Genomic DNA, 26,335 nt, shown 5'->3' with positions numbered 1-26,335 from the left:
CTTCGTGTTTCGGAGCTGAGGAGCTTCGGAACCCAGATGTTTGATGTCATCAAGTAACTTGGTCGAAGGTAGAGGTCGATATTTGAGGTAGTCAAGTAAACAATTGATAATGTCAAGCGTTCTGAGTAGGCTCCGGGTATGAGCGAGACCGCCACCCCCGCCCCCACGAAGGTCCAGCTGCTGGAGCTGCTCGCCGCCATCGGCACCGCCCAGTGGCGCGAGTTCGCCGCGGCCGCGGCACAGCACGGCCTCACACCCACCCAGGCCCGCGTCCTCGCCCAGCTGGAGGGCCCCGTGCCGATGCGCGGCCTCGCCGTCCTGCTGGTCTGTGACGCCTCCAACGTGACGGGCATCGTGGACCGCCTCGAAGCCCGCGACCTGGTACGCCGTGAACCGGACCCCAACGACCGGCGCGTCAAGAACGTCGTGGCCACGGACGCCGGCCGCCAGGTCATCCGGCGCGTACGGGAGGAGATGCAGGCGGCCCACGGCGCGCTCGACACCCTCGACGAGGACGAGAGCGCGACGCTCTACGCCCTGCTCGCCCGCCTGCGCCCCTCGATGGAGAAGGGCTAGTCTCGAACCCCGTGGACACCCTTCAGACGATCAACGACGTGCCCGTTCTGATGTGCGCGGCCGAGGGCGGGACCATCGCGGGTGAACGTGAGGCCCTGGACTTCATCGGAAACGCCTCCTACCAGGGCGCCGAGTGGGCCGTCATCCCCGTCGAGCGGTTCGACGAGGCGTTCTTCCGGCTGAGCACCCGGGTCGCGGGCGAGATCATCCAGAAGTTCGTCCAGTACCGGGTGGGCATCGTCGTCCTCGGCGACATCTCCCGCCACACGGCCGCCAGCCCGGCGCTGCGGGACTTCGTCCGCGAGTGCAACCGGGGGCGCCAGACGTGGTTCCTCGCCGGTACCGAGGAACTGCGCGAGCGGCTGACCCGGGGCTCGGCGTGAACGGCGGCGACGTCCGCGTCCTGCGCGCGGCCGACCGGCCCGCCACGGTGTGGAAGAACGGCGGGGGAGTCACCCGCGAGATCGCCGCCTGGCCCGCGGACGCGGACATGGAATCGTTCCGCTGGCGGGCGAGCCTGGCCGAGGTGGCGGCGGACGGCCCGTTCTCGGTCTTCTCCGGGATCGACCGCACCCTCACTCTCGCCGAGGGCGCGGGCATGGACCTCGTGGTGGCGGGCGCCCACCGGCTCGTGGACGAACGCTTCGCGCCGCAGGACTTCGCCGGGGACGAGCCGACCGACTGCCGGCTCCTGTCCGGCACCGTCGTGAACTTCAACGTGATGTACCGCCGCGGCGCGGCCACGGCGGAGACCGCCGTCGTACGGGGCCGGCTCGGCCTGACCGCCGAAACCGGCGAGACCCTGCTGGTGGTCGCCCTGGACGGCACGGCGACGCTCGAAGCCCCATGGGGTCCGGGCCACGCCCTGGGCCGGTACGACGCGGCCCTGGTGCGGGGGCCGTTCACCGGCCTCGTACGGACCACCGGCCGCGCGGCCGTGGTCCGCCTCCGATAAGCGCTGTCCCGTAATTCCCGGCGGGCGCACGACGACAGCTACGGAACCTCGCTGCGTCGTCGGAACGCCCGGATACGCCCAGTACGAGGACGCCCCGCCGCCTTGCGATGCACCGTATTGACGCCGCGCGCTGAACCACCGGGGACTACGACGGCGGCTCAGCGGGCGCCGAGCTTGATCCACTTCGCCGTGCTCGGCACGCCCTTCGCGTCGAGCAGGAAGAGCATGTAGTGGCCGGGCGGGGCGTCGGCCGCGCCCGGCGGGGTCCGCAGCCCGATCCTTTCGCCCCGGACGCCGGTCATCCGCAGATCCAGGTGGCGCTGGCTGGTGTTCACCGAATGGGTGACGGTGGTCGGGGCGAGCAGGACGGCCCGCCGTGCGTCCTTCGCCGTCGAGCTGGACACCTCGAAGGCGGTGTCGTACGGCAGGTCGCCCGCCGGGACCCGGTCGAGCGCCGGCCGGGCGCCCCGGTGCAGGTAGGCGGGCTCGTAGAGCTCGATGCTCCCGTCCATCCCGTCCGTGATGTCGGGGTCGTTGGCGATCTGCTGGAGCTCGTCGCCGGTGACCATCATCCGGCCGTCCGGCAGGATCAGGGCGTTGGAGTGGTAGCCGCGGGGCAGCCGCTGGGCCGGCCCCAGCGTCCACCGGCCGCGCGCGTCGCGCAGTTCAATCTGGCGGTACTTCGGATCGGCCTTCGGGTTGAACGGGCCGTGTCCGTAGTCCCGGGTGTCCAGGGCCCCGTTCACGGTGATCAGCGTGCCGTCCGGCAGGATCAGGGTGCCGTCCTGGGTGCGGCCGAAGGCGCGCGGCTCCTCGGTGGTCCAGCGTCCGCCGGACAGCCGGTACGTGTGCGGGTCGCGCGGGTCGCCGCCGAGGACCAGGACGGAGTCCGGGCCCCGGAACCCGGCCGGAAGCGGGACGGCCGAGCCGTAGCCCCGGAAGTCGGCGGGCCGTCGCGGCAGGTCTCTGCGGACGTCCTCGACCGGGTCGAAGAGCCACTGCTGGTCGGCGTCGCGGCCGAGCCCGTAGATCATCCCGTCGCGCAGCGAGAAGAGGTGCGGGTAGTCGTTGCGGAAGGGGGCGTCCGAGCGGAGCCGCTCGGCGGGGACGCCGACCGGGATGTCGTACGGCCGCCAGGGCACACGGTGTCCGAGCGCGGGGAAGCGCTCCACCACCGGGGTGGGGGTGCCCGTACCGCGCTCGGACTGGCCGGACATGATGACCTGCCGGCCGTCCGCGCCGGTCACGACGGAGGGGTACCAGCGGCCGACCGCCATGTCGCGGTTGCGGAACCACTTCTCGGTCCACGGGTCGAAGACGAAGGACAGCCGGGCGCCGCTGCCGCCCTTGCCGCCGACGTTGCCGCCGAACACCCCGACCATCCCGTTGGGCAGGTAGGAGTGCCCGGCGCAGAAGAACGGCGCCGGGCGGGGGGAGTAGGTGCCGTCGGGCACCAGCACCACCGGGGGCGGCACGTTCGTGAAGGCCCGCGCCCCGGTCCCCGCGGCGGGGTCCCACAGCCAGGCGCGGCCGGCGTTGGTCCGGCCGACGGTGTTCGTCGGCCCGGTCTCCTTCGTGGGGTCCGCCTCCACGCGCTCGAACGAGAAGAGCAGCACCTTGCCCGTGGGCAGCAGGGCCACGTGGACCCCGAAGTCGGGGGAGGGGAAGAACCGGGTGAAGCGGCCGGACCGGGCGGCGTCGAAACCGGCGTTGGCCCTGCGTTGGGACTCCTCCAGCGCCGCCAGGCTCGCCGTCCGCCTCGACTGCGGATACCCCTGGGTGCTCCTGGCCGCCTGGCGCAGCCGCGCGTGGGTGCGGGCGTGGTCCTCGCCCAGCACGGCGGCCTCGTCGCCGGTGTGGTGGACCGCCGCCCGGGCCGGCGCGGGCGGCGGCCCGGCCACCGGGAGGGCCAGGGCGGCGGCGAACGCCAGCACCGACAGGACGGCGGACCGCGATGCGCGGGACATGGGACTGACTCCTCACCGCAGAAGGGCCCGGTACCGGAGCCGGCTCCGGTACCTGCTGATGCCCTGAAGGATCTCGGCGATATTAGGACAAAGCGGAAGGGTGAGCGCGTGCGACCCGGCCCGACCGGCGGGCGCCCGGGGTCACTTGGGGCCACTTGGCGCCCTTGGGGCCGCTTATGGGCACTTCGGGCTGCTTGGGGTGGCTTGGGGCCGTTCGGCGGGTCGGTATGCGGCGGTTTATCGTTTCTGCGGTGAACCGTTTCGGCCGTCAAGGTGAGAGTGCGTACCCGTCGACCCGACCCGCCCGCCGCCGACCGCTATCCATGTCGGTGTGATCAAGTCCCTCCGTACCGGATTCACCGCAGCCGCCGTGACCGCAGCGCTCGTCACGCTCAGCCCCTCCGCCGGGGCCTCCTCCTCCGCCCCCGCCGCCCCCGCCGACCGCGTGACCGTGGACATCGCCACGGTCAACGGATCGGGCTGCCGTCCCGGCAGCGCCGCCGTCGCCGTGTCACCCGACAACTCGGCCTTCACCGTCACCTACAGCGAGTACGTGGCCCAGGCCGGCGGCGGCGCCCCCGCCGTCGAGGGCCGCAAGAACTGCCTCCTGTCCCTCGTCGTCCACGTCCCGCAGGGCTACACCTACGCCATCGCCAAGGCCGACTACCGGGGCTTCGGCAGCCTCCAGCCGGGCGCGGTCGGCACGCAGAAGGCCAGCTACTACTTCCAGGGCATGAGCCAGACCGCCTACCGGACCCACCGGTTCAACGGCGCGCTCGACGACAACTGGCAGGCCACCGACATCACGGGCATCGAGGCACTGGTCTGGTCCCCGTGCGGCGAGCAGCGCAACTTCAACATCAACACCGAACTGCGCGCGGAGGTCGGCACCTCCGACCCGTCGAGGACCAGCTTCATGGCCCTCGACTCGACGGACGGCAGCATCAACAGCGTGTACCACTTCTCCTGGAAGCAGTGCCCGCAGCGTTGACGGTGCCGGACCCGGGGCCCACGACGGGCCCCGGGCCCGCCCGGGTTCCGCGCCCGGCCGTGTCCCGCGTCAGCCCGACGCGCGCTGCACCAGAGCGGTCTCGGTTATCACCGGGCCCGGGACGGTCCGGCCCTCACGGCCGTCGGCCAGCCGTTCCATCAGCAGCCGTGCCATCATCCGGCCCATGCCCTCGATGTCCTGACGCACCGTCGTGAGAGGCGGGTCGGCGCTCTCCGCCAGCGGTTCGGCATCGTCGAAGCCCACCACCGCCACCTCCCCGGGAACCGACCGGCCGCGCTCCCGCAGTACGCGCAGCGCACCCGTCGCCATCAGGTCGTTGCCGGCGAAGACCGCGTCGATCGAGGGGTCCCGGTCGAGCAGTTCGGCCATCGCGTGGGCCCCTCCCGCCGCGGTGAAGTCCCCCACGGCGACCAGCTCGCGCCCGGCGGCCGGGAGCACGTCGTGGTAGCCGCTCAGCCGATCGGCCGCCGACGTCTGGTCGAGCGGGCCGCAGATGTGCGCGATCCGCTGCCGGCCCTGCGCCAGCAGATGCCGCACGGCGTCCCGGGCGCCCCCGCGGTTGTCCGCGTCGACGTATGTCACCCGGTCGTCCTCGCCGGGCCCGGGGGTCCAGCCGGGACGGCCGCCGTAGACCATGGGCATGCCCATGCGGGCGGCGATGGCGGGCAGCGGATCGTCCGTGTGCAGGGAGAAGGCGAGCGCCCCGTCGACATGGCCGCCGGCCAGGTACCGCTCGATGCGGTCGTAGTCGCAGCGGTCCTCCACCAGCAGCAGCACCAGCTGGGTGTCGTGCGAGGTCAGCTCCTTGCTGATGCCGCGTATCTGACGGGAGAAGAAGGGGTCCGAGAAGATCCGGGCCTCGGGCTCGGGGATGATCACCGCGACGGCGCCGGTGCGCCGGGTGACCAGCGTCCGCGCCGCGTGGTTCGGGATGTATCCCAGTTCCTGGATCGCCGTCTGCACCCGGTCCGCCAGATGCGGGCGGACGCCGTCGCCGCCGTTGACCACACGGGAGACCGTGGCCCTCGACACGCCCGCGAGCGCCGCGACGGCCTCCAGGGTGGGGCGGCTGCCGGAACGCGGTTCGGGCACGTGATTTCCTCCATGATCAACAGGCGGTGGCCTCGCCGAACAGAAGGGTAACGGGTGATCAACGCAGGGTGTGAGGTCGGGAGGGGAGCGGGTTGTGATCCGGTGGTACGGCCTCCTCCGGGCGGACCGGCGCGGGCGGTGTGCCGTCGCCGAACGGACGGCCGCCGAGCGTCTCCCGGCGGTGCGGTACGAGCCAGTTCGACAGGTCCGGCCCGGCGGGCACGATCCCGGTCGGGTTGATGTCGTCGTGGACGAGGAAGTAGTGCCTCTTGATGTGCTCGAAGTCCACGGTGTCGCCGAACCCGGGAGTCTGGAACAGGTCCCGCGCGTAGGCCCACAGCACCGGTGACTCGGACAGCTTGCGCCGGTTGCACTTGAAGTGGCCGTGGTAGACGGCATCGAAGCGCACAAGGGTGGTGAACAGCCGCACGTCCGCCTCGGTGATGGTGTCGCCCACCAGGTAGCGGGACGCCGCGAGCCGCTCGCCGAGCAGGTCGAGACGGGCGAACAGCCGCTCGTACGCCGACGCGTAGGCCTCCTGCGACCCGGCGAACCCGGCGCGGTAGACGCCGTTGTTCACCTCCTCGTAGACCACCTCGTTCACCGCGTCGATCTCCGGTCGCAGCGCCCGCGGATACAGGTCGGGGGCTCCCGCACGGTGGTACGCCGTCCACTCCGTCGACATGTCGAGCGTGATCCGCGCGAAGTCGTTGGTGACGACCCGGCCGGTCGGCACGTCGACGACCGCCGGCACCGTGACACCCCGGTCGTAACCCGGGTCGCGGGCCAGGTAGGCCTCCTGGAGCCGCTCGATGCCGAGCACGGGATCGCGGCCGCCCGGGTCCAGGTCGAAGGTCCAGCTGCGGTCGTCGTGGGTGGGGCCCGCCACGGCCATCGGCAGGGCCTCCTCCAGCCCGAGGAGCCGCCGCACGATGACGGCCCGGCTCGCCCACGGGCAGGCCCGGGACACCACCAGCCGGTAGCGGCCGGCCTCCACCGGTAACCCTTCCCGTCCGTCGGCCGTGATCCGCGTGGTGAGGTACCGGCTGTCGCGCGTGTACTCCCGGCCGGGACTCACATACCCCATGGGCGCCCCTCACATATGGGACTGGCCGTAGTAGTGGCCGAAGCGGTCCATGAAGTTCGGTTCGCCGGCGTACTTGGCCTCGTCGTAGTCGGGTGCGTTCCTGATCTGCTCCTTGGTCAGGTTGAGGTAGACCTTCTCCTCGGCCGCGTCGATGCGTTCGACGGTGCCCGCCGGGAGCAGGACGTGCTTGCCGAAGATCCAGACGCCCGTGTCGACGACGATGTGGGAGGCCTGGAAGTCCGCCGAGTGCTTGTCCACCTTCCCGATGTGGCCGTCGGTCGCCTCGACCTTGTAGCCGACGAGATCGAGGCCGCTGTGGTGGCCGGAACCCTCGTGGTATCCCCAGATGTCCTTCTCGGTCACGGCTCTCGCCTCTCTCGTGGCGTACGTGTACGGGTGCCCGGGCCGGTCAGGTCAGGTCGGGCCCGGCCTGGGCAGACCGCGCAGGCCGCGGCGCCGTACGGCCTCCGCGGCACGGGGTGTCGCGGCCCGGCCGCGGGCCTCCCGGGCGAAGAGCTGCGATGCGCAGGCGCTGCGCATCGCCTCCAGGGCACGGATCTGCTGCTCCGCCCGCTGGAGGAGCTCCTCGATCAGGGCGGTGTCGATACGGGGGTCGGTACGGGCCAGGCTCCGCAGCGAACGCCAGCAGGCCGCCTTGCCCTCCACCCCCATGCGCATCGCTTCGAGTTCCAGGACGTCGCTGAGCGGGGAGCGGGCCAGGATCCGTCCGTTGAGCTTGAGCCTGCCCACCTTCTCGGCGAGCCGGCCCAGAGCGGCCCTGGTCCGCATCACGGGCACGTCGAGATCGGCCATCAGGGTGCGCAGGCTCAGCCGGTCCTGCGCCACCTGTTCGGCGAGCGACTCCAGCGAGGTGCCGAGGGCCCCGCCCCGGTGGGCGTCGGCGGCCCGGCGGAGCACCTCGACGCCACCGTTCGCACCGGTCAGGTGGTCGTTGAGGTAGATGGCCAGGAAGCTGGGGGCGCGGCCCGTCGGCGGCCGGTGACTCCGGTTCCGGTTCACGCGGGCCCCCTCAGTGCGACCGGCGAGGGCCGGCGGGCCGTTCCTCGTCCGGGCCCGTCCACCGCGTGCCCCGGCCCTGCCCGCCGGATTCCACCGGCCGGTCGAGGCGGCTGGCCTCGTCGGTGTCCGCGGCCCGCGTGGTCGCGTCGTCCTCCTTCGGCTTCCCGGCCCGTTGCCCGGCGTGCGGAGCCCGGTGCCGGCCTTCGTCGTCGTGGTGCAGCGGTACTCCTCCTGCGCCGCCCTGGTCGTCCATGACCGCTCCTTTCGTGCCCCCGGGTCCTCTCACCTCTTCCCGCGGTCCACCCGGGACCCCGGAGCCTCCCTTCCCCGGCGCGTGCCCGGCCGGAGTGACCGGAAACCTGGGAGACCTTCTGCGAGGGGCCGGTCCCGGCCCGCTTCTCACGCGGACGCCGTCGCCCTCGCCAGGCCGTCGACCACGTCGGTCAGCCTCCCGCGCCGGACATGGTCGGCACGCTGACGGGCGGCCCCGCCGCCCTCCGCGCGCAGCCGGTCGAGCAGGGTGTCCACCAGGTGCAGATCGCCGGCCGCGGCCAGCCCGGCAGCGGCCCGCTCGCGCAGCCGGTCCACCATCTCCCACATGGGTATGTGAGCCCCGGCGACCGGATCGAGGCCCTCACCGCCGCACAGCCCGTGCAGGGCCGCGAGCCGGTGGGCCTCCCGCAGCCGCCCGCACTCCAGGAACGGCGGCGGCCGGCCCTCCTCGCGCTCCGGCAGCAGCACCCCCGCGAGCCCGCGGACGAGCGCCGCGAGCAGCACGACGGTGTCGAGGCGCGCGTTCACGTCGGCGACGCGGATCTCCAGCGTCGGGACGTGCTCGGACGGACGGGCGTACCAGTAGATCATCCGCCGGTCCAGCAGGGCGCCGCACTGCACCAGGTCATGTGCGATGCGCTCGTAAGAGGCCTCGTCGAGGAAGGGCGCCGGCCCCACGGTGGGCCAGCGGGCGTGCTCGACCGCCCGCCAGCTGGCATGCCCGGTGTCCCGGCCCCGGTCGAAGGGGGAATTGGCACTGAGGGCCTGCAGGGTGGGCAGCCAGGGCCGGATCCGGTTGGCCAGGTCCAGGGCCTGCGCCCGGGAGGACACACCGATGTGGACGTGGCAGCCGCACACGGGCTGGTCGTAGCCCCCCATGGCGGAGGCGAAGCGGACCTCCATCCGCTGGTACCTTTCGTCCGTCGTGATGGCCAGCGGCCCCTCCGGCGGGATCACCGGCGTACCGGTCCCGACGAGCAGGCAGTCCGCCGCGTCCGCCGCACGGACCAGCTCGGCCCGCAGCCACGCCAGCTCGGCCCGCAGCACGGCCGTGCTCGACGTGGGGCTCGTGCACGACTCGACCTGCGCGGTGAAGAACTCGGGCTGGACCAGTGGTCCGAGTCTGCCCGCCGCCGCCTCGATGACCCGGGCCGCCCGGCCCACCGGAGCCCGGGTGCGGCGGTCGACGAGCAGGAACTCCTCCTCCACGCCCATGGTCGGCACGGTGGCCGCGGCGGAGCCGCCGCTCACCGGTCGGAGGGGCGCGAGGGTCCGGCCGCCCCGGTGGGGCGCCGACGAGGACACGGCCAGTGACATCGGGGGTCCTTCCGGTGGGGGTGGCGCCGTCGGCAACCGGTGGACACCGGCTAAACCGAGGCGGTGGTGGTGCCGTCCTTCCAGGCCCTCCCCAGAGCTTCACCTACCCGCCGTACCGCCCTTCACTCAAGGGCACGGCGGGGGCTAGAACTCCGGAATGAAGGGGAGATAGTCCACGTCGTCAGGGCCGGACGGGACGACTGCGTAGCTGCTCTCCGGGAGTTCGTTCCACACGCCCGGCAGGTCGCCCAGCGGCTCGGAGACCACGATCCGGGTCTCGTCGGAGACCTCCCTCAGATAGTCGATCTCCGGGTAGAGGTGCCGGACCGTGTCGGCCCTGCTGCTGTAGTAGAGCGAGCGGGACCTGCCCTCGCTGGAGTACCGGAACGCCCACACGCGATCGCCGTCGCTGACCGCCACCGTCATCTGGAGCGGCTCGGCCACGCCGTGCTCCTTGCCCAGCCGCTCCACCAGCCCCGCCATCCTGGCCACGGCGCCCGGAACGTCCTGGTCGAGCCCGTAGGTGACCGCCAGGTAGAACATCACCTCGGAGTCCGTGGACCCCTCGATGCACGGGAACAGGGCCGGGTCGACGGCCATGCACAGATCGCGCTGGAGCCGGTTGAAGTCCCCGATCGCGCCGTTGTGCATCCACAGCCAGCGGCCGTGCCGGAACGGGTGGCAGTTCGTCTGCTGGATGGCCGAGCCGGTCGAGGCCCTGACGTGCGCGAAGAACAGCGGCGAGCGGACGTGCGCCGCGAGCTCCTGGAGGTTCCGGTTGTTCCAGGCCGGGCCGATGTCACGGAAGACCGCAGGCGTCCCGTTGCCGTCCGCGCTGTACCAGCCGAGCCCGAAGCCGTCGCCGTTGGTCGACTCCACACCCATCCGGGACCGGAGGCTCTGGTTGATCAGCGAGTGCTCGGGGCGGTAGAGCACGGTGTCGAGCAGGACGGGCGTACCCGAGTAGGCGAGCCACCGACACATGCGCACCATCCCTTTCACGGCTTGCTCCGAGGGTAACTCCGCGGGCCGCCCCCTTCCCGCGGGGCGCACGGCGCCCCGGGCCCGCCGCCGGGCATGAACCCGGGTACCGCCGTGCCACCCCAAGGGCCGCGGTCGGAGATCGCGGACCTGGAGGGCCGGCATCCGCGTCCTGGACATCCCTGTGCCGGACGAGGCGTGACCTCGTCCGGCACAGGGGCACCGGGGCGGGGCCGGCGGATGCCCGGGCGAACCGGCGGTTCAGTTTTGAACCGGCGGTTCAGGTCTTGAGGAGACGGTTGAAGAACGAGCGGTAGTGCTGCAGCGCGACCCGCAGATCCTCCGTCGCCACCTGCTCACCGCGTCCCCACTGGCCCTCCAGGCCCTGCTTGCGCGTGGAGAAGCTGCTCGCCAGGTCCTGCATGACTTCCGCCACCAGGGTGTCCGCCGACCGCACGGCGTCCTGCGGGTCGTCGACGAAGCGGCCCTGGATCTCACTCCACTTCCTGCGGTACTCCTCGGTGTCCGCCGTGCCGAGCAGCGGTTCCTCCGTATCGGCGGCCACGTGTTCGCCGGTGTCGGCCCGGTCGGCCGACTCGTCGGTGCCGGCTCCGTCGGTCCCGGCCGGCTCCTCGTCCTGTACGCCGCCCGTCCGCTCGGAGGTGGCCTCTCCGGGGTAGAGGGGCGCCTGCTCCTCGTCGCGCGCACCCGAATCCGTTTCGCGCGCACCCGAGTTCATGATGTCTTCCGTGGTCGGACCGGATTCGTCGGCCCGGGCCTCCTGATCTCCGTGTATCCGCATGTCAACGGCTCCTCTGATCCGTCAGAAGCTCTTGGAACAGGGCGCGGTAGTGCACCATCGCCCCGCGCAGTTCCTCCGTCGTCGCCCTGCCCCCGCCGCTGCGCTCCTTGACGTCGTGCGCGGCCCGGTAGTGGTCCAGGGTGCGCCCGTGTTCGACGGACAGGTCGCGCAGCCGGCCCTCGTAGCCGGCGGTGGGGTAGCCGCGCTCGTCCATCAGCCTGGCGACCAGGTCGTCCGCCTCCGCCACGGCGCTCTCCGGGCGGTCCACGAAGTGTTCCTGGACGTCGCTCCAGGCGTCGGCGTACTCGCGCCGCCGCCCGGCGGGGAGTTCCTTGATGTCGAGCTGCTCGTGCCGCTGTTCGCGGGCGCGCAGGTCCCGTTCGGCGGCCCTCGCGCCGCCCTCCTCCTGCACGGTGCGCTCGTACTCGGGGCCGAATCGTTCGCGCAGGTGCCGTCGGCGCGCCGACAGCCACAGCGTCGCGATGATCGCGAGTACCACGACCGCCGCGATGACGATCAGCAGCACGAGTGTGGTGGTGGACATGTCCGCACTCCATTCCGGTGCCTTTGCCTGTGTGCCACGCGGCTGCCCGCACTGCGCTGGGTCAAACCCGGACGTATCCTGCGCGGTCGCTCACCGGGCCGCATGGACGCAGAGCGTGCCCAGCGGGGTGCGGGACACCGCGGTGCCGAACGTACGGCCGGCGCGGGTGAGCGCCTCGCCGAGCCCGTCGGCGTCCGCGCGCGAGGCGCGGCGCAGCCGCATCCGATGGGCCTGCAGGGGGACCAGGCACGCGTCGTCGAGGAGTCCGGTGTCCGGCTCCAGGCGCAGGAGGTACAGCAGCCGGAGATCGTCCCGGTACTGCTCGTGGCCGCCGATCCCCTCGTAGTCGTCGATCAGATCCCCGCAGCCGTAGAGGACCGGGTGGCCCCGGTAGACCTCGACCGGGCGCGGATGGTGCGAGGAGTGCCCGTGGACGACGTCCGCGCCGCCGTCGACGAGGGCGTGCGCGAAGCGGACCTGCTCGCGGGGGACGGCGTAGCCCCAGTTGGAACCCCAGTGGACGGAGACGACCGCGAGGTCGCCGGACCGCTTCGCCCGCCGGATACGGCCCGTCACCTCGGCCGCGTCCCCCTCCGAGGACTCGTCGACGAGGTCGACACCGCTCCGGTCGGCCCCGGCCGCCCAGTCGTGGGGGATCCCGCTCGACGCCGACCCGAGGGCGAAGACCAGCACGCGCCGGCCCCCGGGCAGGGGGACCACCGCGGGCCGCCGCGCCGCGTCCAGGTCGCCGCCCGCACCCGCCGTCCGCAGCCCGGCGGCGGCGAGCGCGTCGAGGGTCTCGGTCAGACCGCGCCGCCCGTAGTCCATGACGTGGTTGTTGGCGAGGACGCAGACGTCCGGACGGGCGACGGCCAGCGCGGGAAGGTTGGCGGGGTGCATCCGGTAGTGGACCGCCTTCCCGGGCGCGACATCCTCGCTCACGGTGACGGAGGTCTCCAGATTGACGATCCGGGCATCCGGCGCGGCCGCCTCCAGGACCGGCAGGGCCTCGCCCCAGGGCCAGGTGTACGGGACCCGGCGCGGGACGGCGCCGCTCGCCGCCTCCGCCAGCTCGACGTAGGTGCGGGCATCACGGACGTACGCCTCCGGGATCGCGGGGTCACCGGGGTGCGGGAGGATCTGGTCGACGCCGCGGCCGAGCATCACATCACCGGCGAGGAACAGCGTCACGAACGCACCGTCCACCCCTCCAGGCTATGCCCCGCCCACCCCCGCACCGCACATCCGTCCGGGTGCCCGCCCCGCACCCGCGGGGCACCCTGGAGGCATGGCCCGAGCCAACGACCAGGTCGAGGCGATGCTCCAGGAGTACGCGGACCTCATCGCGATCCGGGGCGGGGAAGCCTTCAAGGCCCGCGCCTACGAAAAGGCCGCCCGGGCCGTCGGCGGCCACCCCCAGGACGTCGCCACCCTCGATGCCGAGGGCCTGCGCGAGATCCCCGGCGTCGGCCGCTCGGTCGCCGACAAGATCCTCGAATACCTGCGGACCGGCCGCATGACCGTCGTCGACGAGGCCAGGGCCGCCGTACCGGCCGGAGTGCGCGAGCTGATCGCGATCCCCGGCCTCGGTCCGCGCAAGGCCATGGTGCTGTACGAGGAGCTGGGCATCACCTCCGTCGACCAGCTCCTCGAAGCCGTCCACCAGGAACGCCTGCGCGACCTCAAGGGCTTCGGCGAACGCACCGAGGACAACATCCTGCACGGCATCTCACTGCTGCAGAAGGCCGGCGAGGGCCGGATCCTCCTCGGCGCCGCCATGGACGCCGCCGAACAGCTCGTCGCCGAACTGTCCGCCGTCCGCGGCTGTATCCGGTGCACCTACGCGGGCTCCCTGCGCCGCATGCGGGAGACCATCGGCGACATCGACATCCTGGTGGCGGCCCGCAGGCCGGCGCCGTTCATGGAAGCCCTCACCTCCCTCCCGTACGTCGCCGAGGTCATCGCGCACGGCGAGAAGAAGACCTCCGTACGGACCGCCACGGGCCTCCAGGTCGACCTGCGCGTGCTCCCGCCCGCCTCCTGGGGCGCCGGACTGCAGTACTTCACCGGGTCGAGGGCGCACAACATCCGCACCCGTGAACTCGCCGTGCGCCAGGGCCTGAAGCTCTCCGAGTACGGGCTCTTCGACGCCGAGAGCGGCGAGAGCATCACCTCGGAGACCGAGGAGTCCGTCTACGAACGGCTCGGCCTGCCCTGGATACCGCCGGCGCTGCGTGAGGACCGCGGCGAGATCGCGGCCGGGCTGCGCGGCGAACTCCCGGATCTCCTGGAGGACAAGGACATCCGCGGCGACCTGCACACCCACACCGACCTCACGGACGGACTCGCCCCGCTGGAGGACATGGTCGCGGCGGCGGCCGCCCGGGGATACGCCTACTACGCGGTCACCGACCACGCCCCGGACCTCTCCATGCAGCGCATGACCAGCGAGAAGATCCTCGCCCAGCGCGAGCGGGTGCGCGAACTGGACGGCAGACACCGCAGGATGCGGCTGTTGCACGGCACGGAACTCAACATCGGCCCGGACGGCTCCCTGGACTGGCCCGACGAGTTCCTCGCGGACTTCGACCTCTGCGTGGCCTCGGTGCACTCGCACTTCAACCAGAGCAGGCAGGACCTGACCCACCGTCTCATCCGCGCCTGCGAGAACCCGCACGTCGCCGTGATCGGCCATCCGACCACCCGCCGCATCGGCAAACGCCCGGGCATCGACGCCGACTTCGACGCGGTCTTCGAGGCCTGTGCGCGGACCGGCACCGCCCTGGAGATCAACGCCCACCCCGAACGGCTCGACCTGTGCGACGAGGACATCCTGCGGGCGAAGCGGTACGGCGTGAAGTTCGCGGTGAACTCCGACGCCCACGCCACCACCCATCTGCCCTACATGCGCTACGGGGTGGGAACGGCCCGGCGCGGCTGGCTGACGGCCGACGACGTCATCAACGCCTGGCCGCTGACGAGACTGCGCCGCTTCCTGGCCGGGAAGGCCGCCTGACGCGGGCGCGCACCGTCGTGCGCGCCCGCGGCTCTGCGGGGGCGGGGCGGTGCTCAGTGACCGAAGTCGAACCAGTTGACGTTCACGAAGTCGGCGGGCTGGCCGCTGGTGAAGGTCAGATAGACGTCGTGCGTGCCGGTGACCGCGGTGATGTTCGCCGGTACCGTGCGCCAGGTCTGCCAGCCGCCGGTGTTCGCGACGGAGAAGCTGCCGACCGGGGGCGAGGTCCTGCTGTCGAGCCGTATCTCGACGAGCCCGCTCACCCCGCCGGCGGCGCCGCTCGCGACCCGGCCGCGGAACTGCGTCGCCGGGGCGGAGCCGAAGTCCACCCCCCGGAACAGGGCCCAGTCGCCGTTGCCGAGGGCCGCGAGGTTGCGGCCGCCGCCCGTGTCCGTGGAGGTTTCCGTCGCCGTGCCCGACTGGCCGTCGAACGACTCGGCCTGGATCGCGGCGTACGCGTCGCGGTGGCCGGCCGGCGGGGTCGTGGGCGGCGTGGCCGGGGGAGTGGTGGGCGGCGTCGTGCCGCCCGTCGACCGCAGGACCGACACGTAGTCGACGACCATGGCGTGGCCCGGCTCGGTACCGGCGTCGGGCCCGCCCCCGAAGGCGTCGGGGAAGCCGCCGCCCATCGCGACGTTCAGGATGATGAAGTAGCCGTGGTTCGTCGCGTTGGTCCAGGTCGTCGCGTCCACCTGATCGGCGCGCACGGTGTGGAAGTTGAGCCCGTCGACGTAGAAGCGCATCTGCTCGACGGCGGTCGAGCGGTCCCACTCGACCGCGTAGGTGTGGAAGCCGGCCTGGCAGGTGGCCCCGGGGCACACGCGCTGGCCGCCGATGCCGGACGTCTCGTTGCAGGGGCCGCCGGGGCTCGTGCCGCAGTGCACGGTGGCCCAGACGGTGTTGAGGCCCTGGACGTTCTCCATGATGTCGATCTCGCCGATGCCCGGCCAGTTCCACCAGTTCCCGCGGTACGGGGTGCCGAGCATCCAGAAGGCGGGCCAGTAGCCCTTGGCCGCGGGGCCGGTGACGTTCGGCATCTGGATGCGGGCCTCGGTGCGGAGGGTTCCGCCGGCGGGGGGCTGGAAGTCGCCGCGCCGGGTCTCGACGCGGCCGGACGTCCACCGGCCGGCGGAGTCCCGCCGGGGGGTGATGCGGAGGTGGCCGGCGCCGTCGAGGGAGACGTTGGCGGGGTCGGCGGTCATCGTCTCGATCTCGCCGGTACCGAAGTTGGCGGGGCCGCCGGGGTAGCTGGTGCCGGTGGTGTACTGCCAGTCGGTGATGTCCACACCCGAGCCGGCGGGCCCGTCGAAGTCGTCCAGGAACACCTGGGACCAGCCTGCGGGGGTGGGAGGAGCGGCGGCGCTCGCGGGCAGCACGACGCCCGTGGCCGCGGCCGCCACCAGGACCGTCGTACCGATCGCGGCCAGGACGGCCCGTCGTAAGGTCGCTCGTTTCCTGCCGGATGAGTCGCGCATGGGTGCCCTCTCTGAAGCGCGCGGTGCGGCGCGGGTGCGGGGGGACGTAGAGCCGGGTCCACCGTTCTGAGAGCGCTCTCAGAACGGTGGCCACTGTGCTCCGCGCCCCCGCGACCGTCAAGAGCCGCGACAGCCGTCTCCCCGCCGAGTACGACTCGGCGGGGAGACGGTGCAACGGGGATTCGGGAGAGCGGCCGGTCAGCCGAGGTGGCCGAAGAGGTCGACGACGACGTGGGCGGAGCCCCAGCCGAGGTTGGCGATCTCCACCTTGCCGTCGGCGCCGACCGGCACCGTGACCAGGTTGGCGACGGTACGCCCGGTCGTCCAGTTGAGGTTGGAGGAGCCGGGGCGGGCGACGCCGGACGGCCACACGGTCAGGTGGCCGTCGGACATCGGGTCGGTCACGGTCACGTTCAGCACGACCGCCTTGGCCCGCCCGAGTGCACGGCTTGCCGAGAGGTCGAGCACGGTGCTTCCGCGCGCGGGGACCGCACCGGTGGTCCGGGTGTCCAGTACGCGCAGCGGTCCTGCGGCGTGGAAACCGGCACCGGCCTGGTCGTCGGAGTAGTAGCCGAACACGTCGGCGATCAGGTGGGTGGTGCCCCAGCTCGCGTTGAACAGCTTCACCGTCCCGTCCGAACCGACCGGGACCACCACGTGGTTGGGCACGGTCTGGCCCGACACCCAGTTGAGGCTGGACGATTCGGGGCGGGCGATGCCCGACGGCCAGACCGTCAGGTGCCCGTCGTCCTTCGCGTCCGTGACGGTCACGTTCAGCACGACGGCCCTGGCCCCGGACTGCGGCACGCCGCCGCGGCCCGCGACCTGCAGCGTCACCTCACTGCGGGCCGGCACCGGGGTGGTGCCCGGCCGGCCCACCGCCGTACGGGAGTCCAGCAGGCGGGCCGGGCCCGCCGCCGTGAAGGTGCTCCCGGAGGCGTCGGCGGAGTAGTAGCCGAAGACATCGGCGATCAGGTGCGCCGTGCCCCAGCCGGCGTTGCGCAGGTTGACCCTGCCGTCCTCGCCGACCGGGACCACGACCTGGTTCGGCACGGTACGCCCGGTCGTCCAGTTGAGGTTGGAGGAGTCGGGGCGGGCAGTGCCCGAGGGCCAGACGGTCAGGTGGCCGTCGGACTGCGGGTCGGTGACGGTCACGTTCAGCACGACCGCCCGGGCCCCGGACTGCGGTACCCCCGCCCGGCCCGCGACCTGCAGAGACACCTCGCCGCCGGCCGCCACCGGAGCCGTTCCGGGACGGCCGAGGCCCGCCCGGGTGTCCAGCAGCCGTGCCGGGGACAGCGTGGTGAAGCGGTCGCCGGCCCGCGCGGCCGGGACGCCGTTGTTCGCGATGTGGATGCGCTGCCCGTCGGCGTCGGTCCACACGATGTTCGAGCCGGTACGGTCCACGGCCCAGGACCGGTTCGGGTGCCGCTGCCGCTTCCACTCCTCACCCTGGGCGAGCGTGCGGACCTGTACGGTGCTCTCGCCACCCGAGGTCTTGATGCCGTCGTGGAAGTCGAGCAGCAGCAGCCGTCCGGTGGCCAGGTCCTGGCGCACCAGGTAGCCGTCTCCGAGCAGCGACTCCCGGCCCGAGACGCTGTTGGTCCAGTCCCTGCTCATCACCGGCACCGAGAGGGTCTGACGGGTCACCGTGTCGTACACCCCGCTGGTGCGCACCGTGCCCTGACCGTCCTGGCAGGCCCAGGCGACGAAGCGTCCGACGGCCTCCAGCAGCGTGGCCGGGCACGGCGTCTGGAAGGTGCCGCGGTCCAGCTCGCCCTTGATGTCGCTGGCGTAGACGGTGTTGTGGTTCTGCCTGGAGAGCCAGAGCGTGTCGCCCTGGAGCGCGACGCCGGTCGCCTGCGTCGTGAACACCTGGGCACGGGCGTCGAGATCGCCGACGACGACCTGGTGGTTGGACGTCCAGTTGCCGTACGCGGTCTGCGCGAGTGCGACGTAGCGGCCCGCGGCGTCGGCGGTCCGGAGGCCGTCGACGTCGCCGGTGGGGACGCTGCCGGCCCAGTCGCGGTTGCCGGCCTTGCGGATGACGGCCGCTTTCCTGATCACCGGTTCGTGATCCAGGTACCGGTCGTCCCCGGTGGACCGGATGCCGGTGCAGCCGGCGTCGTGGCTGGAACAGTTGCCGATGGAGTGGGTTCCGTCGAGGTACTCGAAGGTCTTCACCGGGGTCGCATCGTTCGAGATCCGGTAGCTGCGGTACGCGCCGGTGATGTCTCCCGGCTGGAAGTGCACCGTGTCCGAGGCGGTGGTGAGCACGCCGCCGCCGATCGACAGACCGAAGACGGTGGCCGGCGCCGGTGGTACGTCGGCCAGCTTGCCGGCCTGGGGCTTGGCGGCATCGGCCGCGGTGAGCCGGTGGACGGCGACCTGCGGCTGGGTGCCGTACGCGGGAGCCTTCGGGCTGCCGACCGCGATGAGCGAGCCGTCCGGTGCGGGCAGCAGCTGGGCGTCGGCGAAATCCAGCAGGTACTCGACGACGCCGGAGGTCGAACCGACGGCCGTGAAGTGCAGCGGACGGCCCCGGTTGTCGCCGGAGGATGCCGCGACGGATTCGGTGCCGACCAGCCAGTCCCCGAGCATCCGCAGCTCGCCCGAGACCGGGTTGAGGTACGTGGAACTCAGCACGGTCTGCGGCTGCGCCCGGTCGAGTGCGTCGACGGTGTTCCCGTCGCGGGTGCGCAGCACCTTGCCCTTGGCCAGCCGGAAGCTGTGCGAGAACTCGAACTCCCCCTCGTCCGGCAGCGCGGTGGTCTGCCCGGTGACGACGTCCACGAGGACGGAGTGGCTGAGGCCGTCCAGACGGTGACGCAGGATCAGGGAGGTCCGGTCGCCGTCGTGCACCGCGGGCGCGAGGGCCGCGCCGTCCGGCAGCGCCACCTTGGTGCGGACCGTGGAACCGCCGTCCAGCCGGTTCAGGAACCAGCCGGTGACGGCGGATTCGGTGCCCTCGAAGGTCAGCACGGTCCTTCCGTACGTCCCCGAGTAGCCCTGTCCGGCGGGGATGGTGACGGCGCCCAGCGCGACCGGCCTGCCGGTGGTCAGGTCGAACAGGTCGACCCTGGCCGGATCCTGCGCCGTGGCCGCCGCGGGGACGGCCACGGTGTCGGAGGAGGTTCCGTAGCGGTGGTCGGGCGTTCCCCGGTAGCCGCCCGAGGGCTTGCCCTGGTACAGCTCTGCGCTGACGGGGGCGGGCAGGCGGAGCCCGGTGTCGGCGGTGGCGCCGGTGTCGTACCGGGTCCACAGCAACTGGTCGCCGCCCTCGCGGGCGTGCAGCAGGCCGGTGTCGCCGGCCACGAAGAGCTGGTCCCGGGCGGGCAGGCCGCGCGGGGCGGCGGGCAGTACGAGCTCGGCGGGGGCGGCGGTGGCGGCCGGGGCCGGGGCCGGGGCGGCGACCGCCTCGGGCGGGGCCGCGGCAAGCAGCGCGGCCCCGGTGACCAGGGCCAGCGCGGCGGCTCCGAGCCCTCGGTGCGGGCGTGACGTTCGTCTATCGGTGGGGTCCACAACCACCCTCTCCTGGGTGAAACACGGGAGGAGGGGGACGCTCGGAAGCCGGCCCCGGGCAGCCGCTCTCGCGGGCCGGTCGGCCTGACTCTTCGTGATCGGCCCCCCTCCGATCGTGTCGGAGCATACCAACGGTGATCATCCGTCGCACAGGAGTTCCCACACTGTGGACCGCCCGCTCGATTCGTTCACCTGTTCGAGATCTGGCAGGATGTGGGCATGGTGAGGGAACGCGAACTTCGCGAAGCGGGTGACCGGGGCGACGCGAGTGGAGCCGGTGAAGCCCCTTCAGGGATCCCGGACGACCTGCTGCGCGCCAGGGCGCTCGCGTACGACCCGGGTGGATTCACGTGCTCGCGGCCGGAGCCCGAGGCGGAAAGTGCCGACTACGGGGCGTGCGCGTTCACCCTGGACGGCCTCGCGGTCAGGTTCCGGGTGGCCAGGACGACGCCGACGAAGGCCGGTCAGTTCGTCACGGTGTGGAAGAGGTCCGCGGGCGGGCCGATCCGGCCCTTCGACGCCGCGGATCCCGTCGACCTGTTCGTCATCAGCACCTGCGAGGGCGATCGGTTCGGGCAGTTCGTCTTCCCCCGGGAGGTGCTGCGCGAGCGGAACATCGTGTCGACGAACGGCGTCGGCGGCAAACGCGCGTTCCGTGTCTATCCGCCGTGGGTGACCACCACCAGCCGTCAGGCCGCCGCTACGCAGGCCTGGCAGGTGGAGCACTTCCTCCGGCTGTCCGGGGACGAGCCGGTCGACACCGCCCGTGCGTACGCGCTCTGTCACCCCGCGGTGGGCAGCCCTTAATACGTTGTCGCCGGCAGCCGGACTGAGGGAGCATCCGGTGCATGGAAGAGCCCGCCGAGAGTTTCCGTGCAGAGCCGGTCGATCTGCGCCGGTGGCGCATGAGCGACCTCGACGCCCTGGAACGGGCGATCCGCGAGTCGCTGGACCATCTCGTGCCGTGGATGCCCTGGGCCGCCGACCCCGGCAGGCGGCAGACCGCCGCGTTCCTCACCCGGGTCGACGAGGAGTGGGAGACCGGGCGGACCTACGCCTACGCCATCACCCTGGACGCCGAAGTGATCGGCGGCTGCAGCCTCATGCGCCGCATCGGGCCGGGCGGCCTCGAGATCGGCTACTGGCTCCACTCCGCCCGGACCGGACGGGGCCTGGTCACCACGGCCGTCGCGGGCCTCGTCGACCAGGGCTTCCGGCTGGCCGGCACCGACCGCGTGGAGATCCACCACGACGTCGCCAACCACGCCAGCGGGGCCGTGGCGCGGCGCCTGGGATTCACCGAGGTGGAGCGCGTGCCGGCACCTGAAGGCCCGCTCACCCCGGGCGAGTCGGGGACCGACGTCATCTGGCGCATGACGGCGGACCGGTGGAGGACACGGACCGCGGGGGCCGCCGCCTCCCGTCGGGCGAGCTGACCAGCGGCGGCCCGGGAAGGAAGTGACGGCCGGGGGCGGCCGTCACTTCCTGCCGACGCCGAGCGCCCGGAGTCGCTCGCCGCCGTTCTCCGCGGATCCGCTCGGCCGGACGGTGCCGGTGGGCGATGACGGTGACGCTCCCCGGCCCGTCGTCGGCGGTGGTGGGTTCTTGTCCGGTCACGGGTCTCCTTCGGGCTGTCAGGGCTCCCCATTGCCCCCGCCCAAGGGGGGAAACCTTTCCGCACGCGCCGCCCGACCGGTGTGCGCGGTTCCGCCTATCGGCAAAACCGTCCGTGAACCGCATCCGTGCGGTTACGGTCTGTGCCCATGAGGTTCCTGCACACTTCGGACTGGCACCTGGGCCGCCGGTTCCACGGAGAAGACCTGATCGACGCCCAGCGCCGAGTCCTCGACCACATCTGCGAAACCGTCCGGGCCGAGCGGGTGGACGCCCTGCTCGTCGCGGGTGACATCTACGACCGGGCCATCCCCGGCCTCGACGCCGTGCGCCTGTTCAGCGACGCCCTGCACCAGCTGGCGGATCTCGAGATACCCACCGTCATGATCAGCGGGAACCACGACTCCGCACACCGGCTGGGCGTCGGGGCCCGGCTGCTGGCCCGGGCCCGGGTGCACCTGCGGACCGACCCGGCCGACGTCGGCACCCCGGTCCTGCTCGAGGACTCCGACGGCCCGGTCGCCGTCTACGCCGTGCCCTACCTCGAGCCCACCCTCGTACACACCCGGCTCGGCGCCGGGACCGCCTCCCACCAGGCCGTGCTCACCTCCGCCCTGGACCGGATCCGCGCCGACCTCGGCGCCCGCCCCGAAGGCACCCGCTCCGTCGTCCTCGCCCACGCCTTCATCACCGCGGGCGGCACCCCGGCCGGCGAGACCGGCAGCGAACGCAACATCAGTGTCGGCGGCGTCGCCGACGCCGATGCCGCCGTGTTCGACGGCATCGACTACACCGCCCTCGGGCACCTGCACCGTGCCCAGCGGGTCACCGACCGGGTCCACTACAGCGGTTCTCCGCTCGCCTACTCCTTCTCGGAAACCGGGCACGACAAGTCACTGACGCTCGTCGACCTGCCGGGGAACGCCCAGCCCAACGCCGTGCCCACCGTCACCCGCAAGGCCTTACCTCCGGACCTGCGGCTCCCACTGGCCCGCCTGAGGGGCCACCTGGAGGACCTGCTGACCGACCCGGCCCAGGAGGCCCTGGTCGAGTCCTGGCTGCACGTCACGCTCACGGACACCGCCCACCCCTACGAGCCGATGGCCCGCCTCAAGCAGCGCTTCCCCCACACCCTGCACATCGAGCACACCCCCGCCGTCGTCCCCGCCCAGGCCACCGGTTCCTACGGCGAGCGACTGCGGGGCCGGGGCGACCTCGACATCGCCCACGACTTCGTCACCACCGTGCGCGGCACCGGACCCACCGACGAGGAGAGCGCGCTCCTCCAGGAAGCGATCGACGACTCCCGCATCGGCGCCCAGGTGAAGGAGACGGTCTGACATGCGCCTGCACAGCCTGCACCTGCAGGCGTTCGGACCTTTCGCCGGCACCCACACCGTCGACTTCGACACCCTGACCCGCGACGGGTTGTTCCTCCTTCACGGCGACACCGGAGCCGGCAAGAGCACCCTCTTCGCGGCCATCTGCGTCGCTCTCTACGGAGAGCCGCCCACCGACCGCAAGCTGCAGCTGCGCAGCGACCACGCGCCCCCCGGCCTGCTCACCGAGGTGACGCTCGACGTCACCCTCGCCGGGAAGCGCCTGCGGATCCGGCGCGTTCCCGCCCAGCAGAAGCCCAAGGTCCGCGGCGAGGGAACCACCCAGCAGCCGGCCGAGACCCACCTCAGCCAGTGGTCCCCGGGTCCCACGGGACACGGCGAGTGGGAACCGCTGAGCCGGTCCCACCGGGAAGCCGCGGACGAGATCAAGGCCCTGCTGGGCATGAGCCGGCAGCAGTTCTGCCAGGTCGTCCTGCTGCCGCAGAACGAGTTCACGAGGTTCCTGCGTGCCGGCGCCTCCGACCGCAAGGATCTCCTCGGCAAGCTCTTCCACACCCACCGGTTCGGATCCATCGAGAACTGGCTCGCCGCACGCAAGAACGCCCTCGCCGCACAGCGCGACGAGGCCCGTACGTCCGTCGTGCACCTGACCGAACGCATCCAGCAGGAGGCCGGGGAGGAGCTCGAACCGCACCAGGGCGCTCCGTCCGCCTCCGACCCCGCCGGCCTCACCGGACCCGCTCTCGCCTGGGCCACCGCCCTGCACGCCAAGGCCGTCACCCACGAGCGCGACGCGGCCACGGCCGCCGGGCGGGCGGAGGAGGAGCTGACCGCCTTCCGGGACGGCGAACACGCCGTACGCGAACTCGCCGCCCGGCAGGAGGCCCACCGCCTGGCGGGCGAACGGCTCAGGGCCCTGGACGAGCAGGCGGAGCGGCAGGCCGACCTCGCCCGGCAGCGGCAGGAGGCGCTGCAGGGGCAGAAGGTCGCCCCCCTCCTGGAAGCCGCGGCCAACGCGGCCGGCCGGCACGCCGGCGCGCAGGAGGCCGAGCTCAGGGCCCGTGCCGCCCTGGGCCCCGAGCACGCGACCCTCGACGCCGCCGGACTCACCCGCGCCGGGCAGCGGTTGCGCGCCGACATCGGCGCCCTGCACGCCCTGCTGCCCGACGAGGCCGCCCTCCAGCAGCACCAGACGGACCTGCGCAAACTGGACGACGAACGCCAGGAGCTCGTACAGGACCTGAGTGACGCCCAGGCGTGGCTGGAGCAAGCACCTCTGCAGCGGACGCAGCTCCGCGCCCGCATAGAGGCCGCACGCACCGCGGAGGAGGCGGGCCGGGGGCACACCCTCGCACTGAACCTGCTCGACGCCCGGGTCGACGCGGCGGAACGCCGTGACGCGTACGTCGCGCGGATCGGCGAGGCCGGTCCGGAACTCGCGAAGGCGCAGCACGCGACGGGCCGAGCCGCCCGGGAACACATCGACATCCGGCGCAGGCGCACGGACGGCATGGCCGCCGAACTCGCCCTCGGGCTCATCGACGGGGAACCCTGCGCGGTCTGCGGTTCACCCGTCCATCCGGACCCGGCGGCCCCGCACCCCGACCAGCCCACGGCCGCCGACGAGAAGGACGCCGAGTCCCGCCACACGCAGGCCCAGCACACCGAACGGGAGCTCCGGGGCGGCCTGCAGCAGCTCCAGCAGCAGGCCGCGGCGGCTCGCGGCGAGGCGGGCGGGGACACCGCCCTGGCCGATCTCGTCGCCGAACGCACCGCGCTGCGGGACCGCTTGGCGGCAGCCCTCGAAGCCGCGTCCGACAGTGGCCCGGCGACCGAGGAACTCGTCGCGCTGGAACGGCGGCACGCCCGGACCGACGAGGCCCGGACCGCCGCGGCCACCAGGCTCGCGGCGGCCGACGCCGCCTACGAGGCCCTCGCCCAGCAGATGGAGGAACTCGACCGGAGGATCACCGGCGCCCGCGCCGAGGACCCCACGCTCGCTCTGCGCATCGCCCGGCTGACGCGGACGGCCGACCATCTCACCACCGCGGCCGAACACTGCGGCGCCACCGTACGCACGGCTGCCGAGCACGAGGAGTCGGCGGGGGCGGCGGACCGGGCCGCCCGCGCGGCCGGCTTCGACTCCCTCGACGCCGCCGCACGGGCCCGGCGCTCCGACGACGAGCTCCGTACCCTCCAGGAAGAGATCGACCGGTGGCGCGACCAGCGCGCCGTGGCCACCGCACGCCTGGAAGAACCGGGCATCGCGGCGGCCGCCGGGCTGCCGCCCGCCGACCCGGAGGAAGCCGCCGGGCGGCTCGACGCGGCCACCGCCCGCCACACCGCTGCCGCCGCCCGGGCCGCACACGCCGCCGCGCGTGCCCGCGCCCTCGCGGACCTGCTGGCCCGGCTCACGACCCAGGTCGAATGCCTCGAACCGGCCGAACGCGTCCACCGTACGGTCGACCACCTGCACGGTCTGATCAACGGGACCTCGCCGGGGAACCGGCTGCGCATGCAGCTGGAGGCCTATGTCCTGGCCGCCCGCCTCGAAGAGGTCGTCGCGGCGGCCAATACCCGCCTCACCCGGATGTCGGATCACCGCTACACCCTGGTCCACTCCGATGTCCGGGCCTCGCACGGAGCCCGCTCCGGCCTCGGCCTGAAGATCACCGACTCCTGGACGGGCAAGGAGCGTGACACCGACACCCTCTCCGGCGGTGAGTCCTTCTTCGCCTCCCTCTCCCTCGCTCTCGGCCTGGCCGACGTCGTCACCGCCGAATCGGGCGGCCAGGCCCTCGACACCCTGTTCATCGACGAAGGGTTCGGCACCCTCGACGAGGACACCCTTCTCAAGGTCCTCGACGTCCTCGACGACCTGCGTGCGCACGACCGTACGGTCGGAGTCATCAGCCACGTCCCGGAACTGCGACGGCGCGTCACCCACCGCCTCCACGTCCGCAAGACGACCACCGGCTCCACCGTGGCCCTGCTGACCGGGGCGGAGCAGTGACGCCGTCCGCCCGGTGCGAGGAGGACACCGCCCGCTGACCGCCGCGGCGGCAGGTCCGTCCGTCCGCCGCGGCGATGCCCGCGGCGGACGGGTCCTCACCCGTGCGGCCCCGTCCGCGGCGGACGGATTTTCACCCGTGCGGCCCAACGCGCCCTGTTTCAGCGCCGTGGGCCCAGGACCTCCTCGGCGCCGGGCAGGTCGTGGACGGAGATGCCCCGCCCGGTCAGCGGCAGCAGGCCCGCGAGCGGGCACGACATGGGCATCTCGTGGTCGACCTCCCACTGGCCGACCTTGTTCCCGCCCGTGTGGTCCGTCGTGCAGACGGCGTACAGATGGCCGGCGCAGCCCCGGCAGAGCAGGGGCTGGTGGCCGCTCACGGCCACCCCGCCGGGTGCCGGAGTCCCGGCGTGCCGCGTCCGCCGGGCGCTTGTACCGTCGGTCGCGACAGGGGTCCCCCGGATCCGACAGGACCAGGACCCCGCAGGCCGGTTCGCGCATGCGGAACACGTCCCGTCGGCGCGCCGAGCCACCCGTGTGCCGCCCGCGTCGACGCCGAGCCGGTCAGGCCCTCGCGACGCGACAGGGCGCACGCGCAGCCCCCGTGAGAGAGGCCGTGCCGATGTCGAACGATGTTCCGATAGCGAGCCTGCTGCGTGTGGAGAGGGGCGTCGCCGCCCCCGAGGAACTGGCCGCCATCGCGGTCGTCGTCGCGTGTTACGCGAACCGGAC

The 26,335-nt window shown here is 72.7% G+C and carries 23 protein-coding genes; 9 read left to right on the top strand and 14 right to left on the bottom strand.

Annotated features, from left to right (window positions below):
- The first annotated feature begins 138 nt into the window (after window positions 1-138).
- The 3 genes from NRK68_RS02885 to NRK68_RS02875 are packed head-to-tail and all read left to right on the top strand — an operon-like array spanning window position 139 to window position 1,531.
- Complete coding sequence (locus tag NRK68_RS02885; RefSeq protein WP_183065894.1) at window positions 139-576, top strand: MarR family winged helix-turn-helix transcriptional regulator; 438 nt, start codon at window positions 139-141, stop codon at window positions 574-576.
- A gap of 11 nt (window positions 577-587) precedes the next feature.
- Entirely contained in the window at window positions 588-959 is a 372-nt protein-coding gene (locus tag NRK68_RS02880) for a DUF4180 domain-containing protein (protein WP_183065895.1), read from the top strand.
- The gene (locus NRK68_RS02875; RefSeq protein ID WP_257854787.1) at window positions 956-1,531 is read left to right on the top strand and encodes a HutD/Ves family protein; all 576 of its coding nucleotides are present in this window, start codon (window positions 956-958) and stop codon (window positions 1,529-1,531) included. The genes NRK68_RS02880 and NRK68_RS02875 overlap by 4 nt, the downstream gene beginning before the upstream one ends.
- A gap of 158 nt (window positions 1,532-1,689) precedes the next feature.
- On the opposite strand, the gene NRK68_RS02870 is transcribed toward NRK68_RS02875, so the two are convergent.
- Window positions 1,690-3,498: a galactose oxidase early set domain-containing protein gene (locus NRK68_RS02870; RefSeq protein WP_257854786.1), complete on the bottom strand. Its 1,809-nt coding sequence runs from the start codon at window positions 3,496-3,498 to the stop codon at window positions 1,690-1,692.
- 331 nt (window positions 3,499-3,829) lie between these two features.
- On the opposite strand from NRK68_RS02870, the gene NRK68_RS02865 reads away from it, so the two are divergent.
- Entirely contained in the window at window positions 3,830-4,489 is a 660-nt protein-coding gene (locus NRK68_RS02865) for a DUF4360 domain-containing protein (RefSeq protein WP_183065898.1), read from the top strand.
- A gap of 69 nt (window positions 4,490-4,558) precedes the next feature.
- On the opposite strand, the gene NRK68_RS02860 is transcribed toward NRK68_RS02865, so the two are convergent.
- The 10 genes from NRK68_RS02860 to NRK68_RS02815 all read right to left on the bottom strand — a co-directional run bounded on the left by NRK68_RS02860 (window position 4,559) and on the right by NRK68_RS02815 (window position 12,832).
- Window positions 4,559-5,602, bottom strand: a complete 1,044-nt coding sequence (locus NRK68_RS02860; protein WP_183065899.1) for a LacI family DNA-binding transcriptional regulator — start codon at window positions 5,600-5,602, stop codon at window positions 4,559-4,561.
- Between the two features lie 58 nt (window positions 5,603-5,660).
- Window positions 5,661-6,689 carry a glutathione S-transferase family protein gene (locus NRK68_RS02855; protein WP_257854785.1) on the bottom strand — a complete coding sequence of 343 codons (1,029 nt, stop codon included), beginning with the start codon at window positions 6,687-6,689 and terminating at the stop codon, window positions 5,661-5,663.
- 9 nt (window positions 6,690-6,698) lie between these two features.
- Window positions 6,699-7,052, bottom strand: a complete 354-nt coding sequence (locus NRK68_RS02850) for a PRC-barrel domain-containing protein (protein WP_183065901.1) — start codon at window positions 7,050-7,052, stop codon at window positions 6,699-6,701.
- 51 nt (window positions 7,053-7,103) lie between these two features.
- Window positions 7,104-7,709 (bottom strand): hypothetical protein, encoded by a 606-nt coding sequence (locus NRK68_RS02845; RefSeq protein WP_257854784.1) that lies wholly within the window; start codon window positions 7,707-7,709, stop codon window positions 7,104-7,106.
- A 10-nt stretch (window positions 7,710-7,719) separates the two neighbouring features.
- Complete coding sequence (locus NRK68_RS02840) at window positions 7,720-7,962, bottom strand: hypothetical protein (protein WP_183065903.1); 243 nt, start codon at window positions 7,960-7,962, stop codon at window positions 7,720-7,722.
- Between the two features lie 146 nt (window positions 7,963-8,108).
- Window positions 8,109-9,299, bottom strand: coding sequence for a carboxylate-amine ligase (locus NRK68_RS02835; RefSeq protein ID WP_257854783.1), 1,191 nt, complete (start codon window positions 9,297-9,299; stop codon window positions 8,109-8,111).
- 144 nt (window positions 9,300-9,443) lie between these two features.
- Window positions 9,444-10,283: a class II glutamine amidotransferase gene (locus NRK68_RS02830; RefSeq protein ID WP_183065905.1), complete on the bottom strand. Its 840-nt coding sequence runs from the start codon at window positions 10,281-10,283 to the stop codon at window positions 9,444-9,446.
- Window positions 10,284-10,560: 277 nt separating this feature from the next.
- Window positions 10,561-11,082, bottom strand: coding sequence for a hypothetical protein (locus NRK68_RS02825; protein WP_183065906.1), 522 nt, complete (start codon window positions 11,080-11,082; stop codon window positions 10,561-10,563).
- Window position 11,083: 1 nt separating this feature from the next.
- Window positions 11,084-11,626 (bottom strand): hypothetical protein, encoded by a 543-nt coding sequence (locus NRK68_RS02820; protein ID WP_257854781.1) that lies wholly within the window; start codon window positions 11,624-11,626, stop codon window positions 11,084-11,086.
- Window positions 11,627-11,716: 90 nt separating this feature from the next.
- Window positions 11,717-12,832 carry a CapA family protein gene (locus NRK68_RS02815; protein WP_257854780.1) on the bottom strand — a complete coding sequence of 372 codons (1,116 nt, stop codon included), beginning with the start codon at window positions 12,830-12,832 and terminating at the stop codon, window positions 11,717-11,719.
- 82 nt (window positions 12,833-12,914) lie between these two features.
- On the opposite strand from NRK68_RS02815, the gene polX reads away from it, so the two are divergent.
- Window positions 12,915-14,642 carry a DNA polymerase/3'-5' exonuclease PolX gene (gene polX, locus NRK68_RS02810; protein ID WP_257854779.1) on the top strand — a complete coding sequence of 576 codons (1,728 nt, stop codon included), beginning with the start codon at window positions 12,915-12,917 and terminating at the stop codon, window positions 14,640-14,642.
- A 53-nt stretch (window positions 14,643-14,695) separates the two neighbouring features.
- Here polX and NRK68_RS02805 read toward each other — a convergent pair whose 3' ends face one another.
- The gene (locus tag NRK68_RS02805; protein ID WP_257854777.1) at window positions 14,696-16,117 is read right to left on the bottom strand and encodes a glycoside hydrolase family 16 protein; all 1,422 of its coding nucleotides are present in this window, start codon (window positions 16,115-16,117) and stop codon (window positions 14,696-14,698) included.
- Window positions 16,118-16,315: 198 nt separating this feature from the next.
- Complete coding sequence (locus NRK68_RS02800; RefSeq protein ID WP_257854776.1) at window positions 16,316-19,639, bottom strand: hypothetical protein; 3,324 nt, start codon at window positions 19,637-19,639, stop codon at window positions 16,316-16,318.
- A 219-nt stretch (window positions 19,640-19,858) separates the two neighbouring features.
- Between NRK68_RS02800 and NRK68_RS02795 the strand changes: the two genes are divergently transcribed.
- The 4 genes from NRK68_RS02795 (at window position 19,859) to NRK68_RS02780 (ending at window position 25,606) form a co-directional block, all read left to right on the top strand.
- A complete protein-coding gene (locus tag NRK68_RS02795; protein ID WP_183065912.1) occupies window positions 19,859-20,446 on the top strand; it encodes a MepB family protein in 588 nt (195 codons plus the stop codon).
- Between the two features lie 41 nt (window positions 20,447-20,487).
- Window positions 20,488-21,075, top strand: a complete 588-nt coding sequence (locus tag NRK68_RS02790; protein ID WP_183065913.1) for a GNAT family N-acetyltransferase — start codon at window positions 20,488-20,490, stop codon at window positions 21,073-21,075.
- A gap of 327 nt (window positions 21,076-21,402) precedes the next feature.
- Window positions 21,403-22,593, top strand: coding sequence for an exonuclease SbcCD subunit D (locus tag NRK68_RS02785; protein ID WP_257854774.1), 1,191 nt, complete (start codon window positions 21,403-21,405; stop codon window positions 22,591-22,593).
- Window position 22,594: 1 nt separating this feature from the next.
- Window positions 22,595-25,606, top strand: coding sequence for an AAA family ATPase (locus NRK68_RS02780; RefSeq protein WP_257854773.1), 3,012 nt, complete (start codon window positions 22,595-22,597; stop codon window positions 25,604-25,606).
- A gap of 158 nt (window positions 25,607-25,764) precedes the next feature.
- Here NRK68_RS02780 and NRK68_RS02775 read toward each other — a convergent pair whose 3' ends face one another.
- Window positions 25,765-25,983: a hypothetical protein gene (locus NRK68_RS02775; protein WP_183065916.1), complete on the bottom strand. Its 219-nt coding sequence runs from the start codon at window positions 25,981-25,983 to the stop codon at window positions 25,765-25,767.
- Window positions 25,984-26,335 lie beyond the last annotated feature (352 nt).

This window comes from Streptomyces yangpuensis, assembly GCF_024666385.1.
Taxonomy (GTDB): Bacteria; Actinomycetota; Actinomycetes; order Streptomycetales; family Streptomycetaceae; genus Streptomyces; species Streptomyces yangpuensis.
This window is presented reverse-complemented; position numbering and strand designations above follow the sequence as displayed.

Excerpts from the sequence above, each read along its gene's own strand:
- NRK68_RS02805 (WP_257854777.1), bottom strand. The coding sequence starts at position 16,117 with ATGCGCGACTCATCCGGCAGGAAACGAGCGACCTTACGACGGGCCGTC.
- NRK68_RS02825 (WP_183065906.1), bottom strand. The coding sequence starts at position 11,082 with ATGCGGATACACGGAGATCAGGAGGCCCGGGCCGACGAATCCGGTCCG.
- NRK68_RS02855 (WP_257854785.1), bottom strand. The coding sequence starts at position 6,689 with ATGGGGTATGTGAGTCCCGGCCGGGAGTACACGCGCGACAGCCGGTAC.
- NRK68_RS02795 (WP_183065912.1), top strand. The coding sequence starts at position 19,859 with ATGGTGAGGGAACGCGAACTTCGCGAAGCGGGTGACCGGGGCGACGCG.
- NRK68_RS02820 (WP_257854781.1), bottom strand. The coding sequence starts at position 11,626 with ATGTCCACCACCACACTCGTGCTGCTGATCGTCATCGCGGCGGTCGTG.
- NRK68_RS02790 (WP_183065913.1), top strand. The coding sequence starts at position 20,488 with ATGGAAGAGCCCGCCGAGAGTTTCCGTGCAGAGCCGGTCGATCTGCGC.
- NRK68_RS02870 (WP_257854786.1), bottom strand. The coding sequence starts at position 3,498 with ATGTCCCGCGCATCGCGGTCCGCCGTCCTGTCGGTGCTGGCGTTCGCC.
- polX (WP_257854779.1), top strand. The coding sequence starts at position 12,915 with ATGGCCCGAGCCAACGACCAGGTCGAGGCGATGCTCCAGGAGTACGCG.
- NRK68_RS02780 (WP_257854773.1), top strand. The coding sequence starts at position 22,595 with ATGCGCCTGCACAGCCTGCACCTGCAGGCGTTCGGACCTTTCGCCGGC.
- NRK68_RS02830 (WP_183065905.1), bottom strand. The coding sequence starts at position 10,283 with ATGTGTCGGTGGCTCGCCTACTCGGGTACGCCCGTCCTGCTCGACACC.
- NRK68_RS02785 (WP_257854774.1), top strand. The coding sequence starts at position 21,403 with ATGAGGTTCCTGCACACTTCGGACTGGCACCTGGGCCGCCGGTTCCAC.
- NRK68_RS02835 (WP_257854783.1), bottom strand. The coding sequence starts at position 9,299 with ATGTCACTGGCCGTGTCCTCGTCGGCGCCCCACCGGGGCGGCCGGACC.
- NRK68_RS02840 (WP_183065903.1), bottom strand. The coding sequence starts at position 7,962 with ATGGACGACCAGGGCGGCGCAGGAGGAGTACCGCTGCACCACGACGAC.
- NRK68_RS02885 (WP_183065894.1), top strand. The coding sequence starts at position 139 with ATGAGCGAGACCGCCACCCCCGCCCCCACGAAGGTCCAGCTGCTGGAG.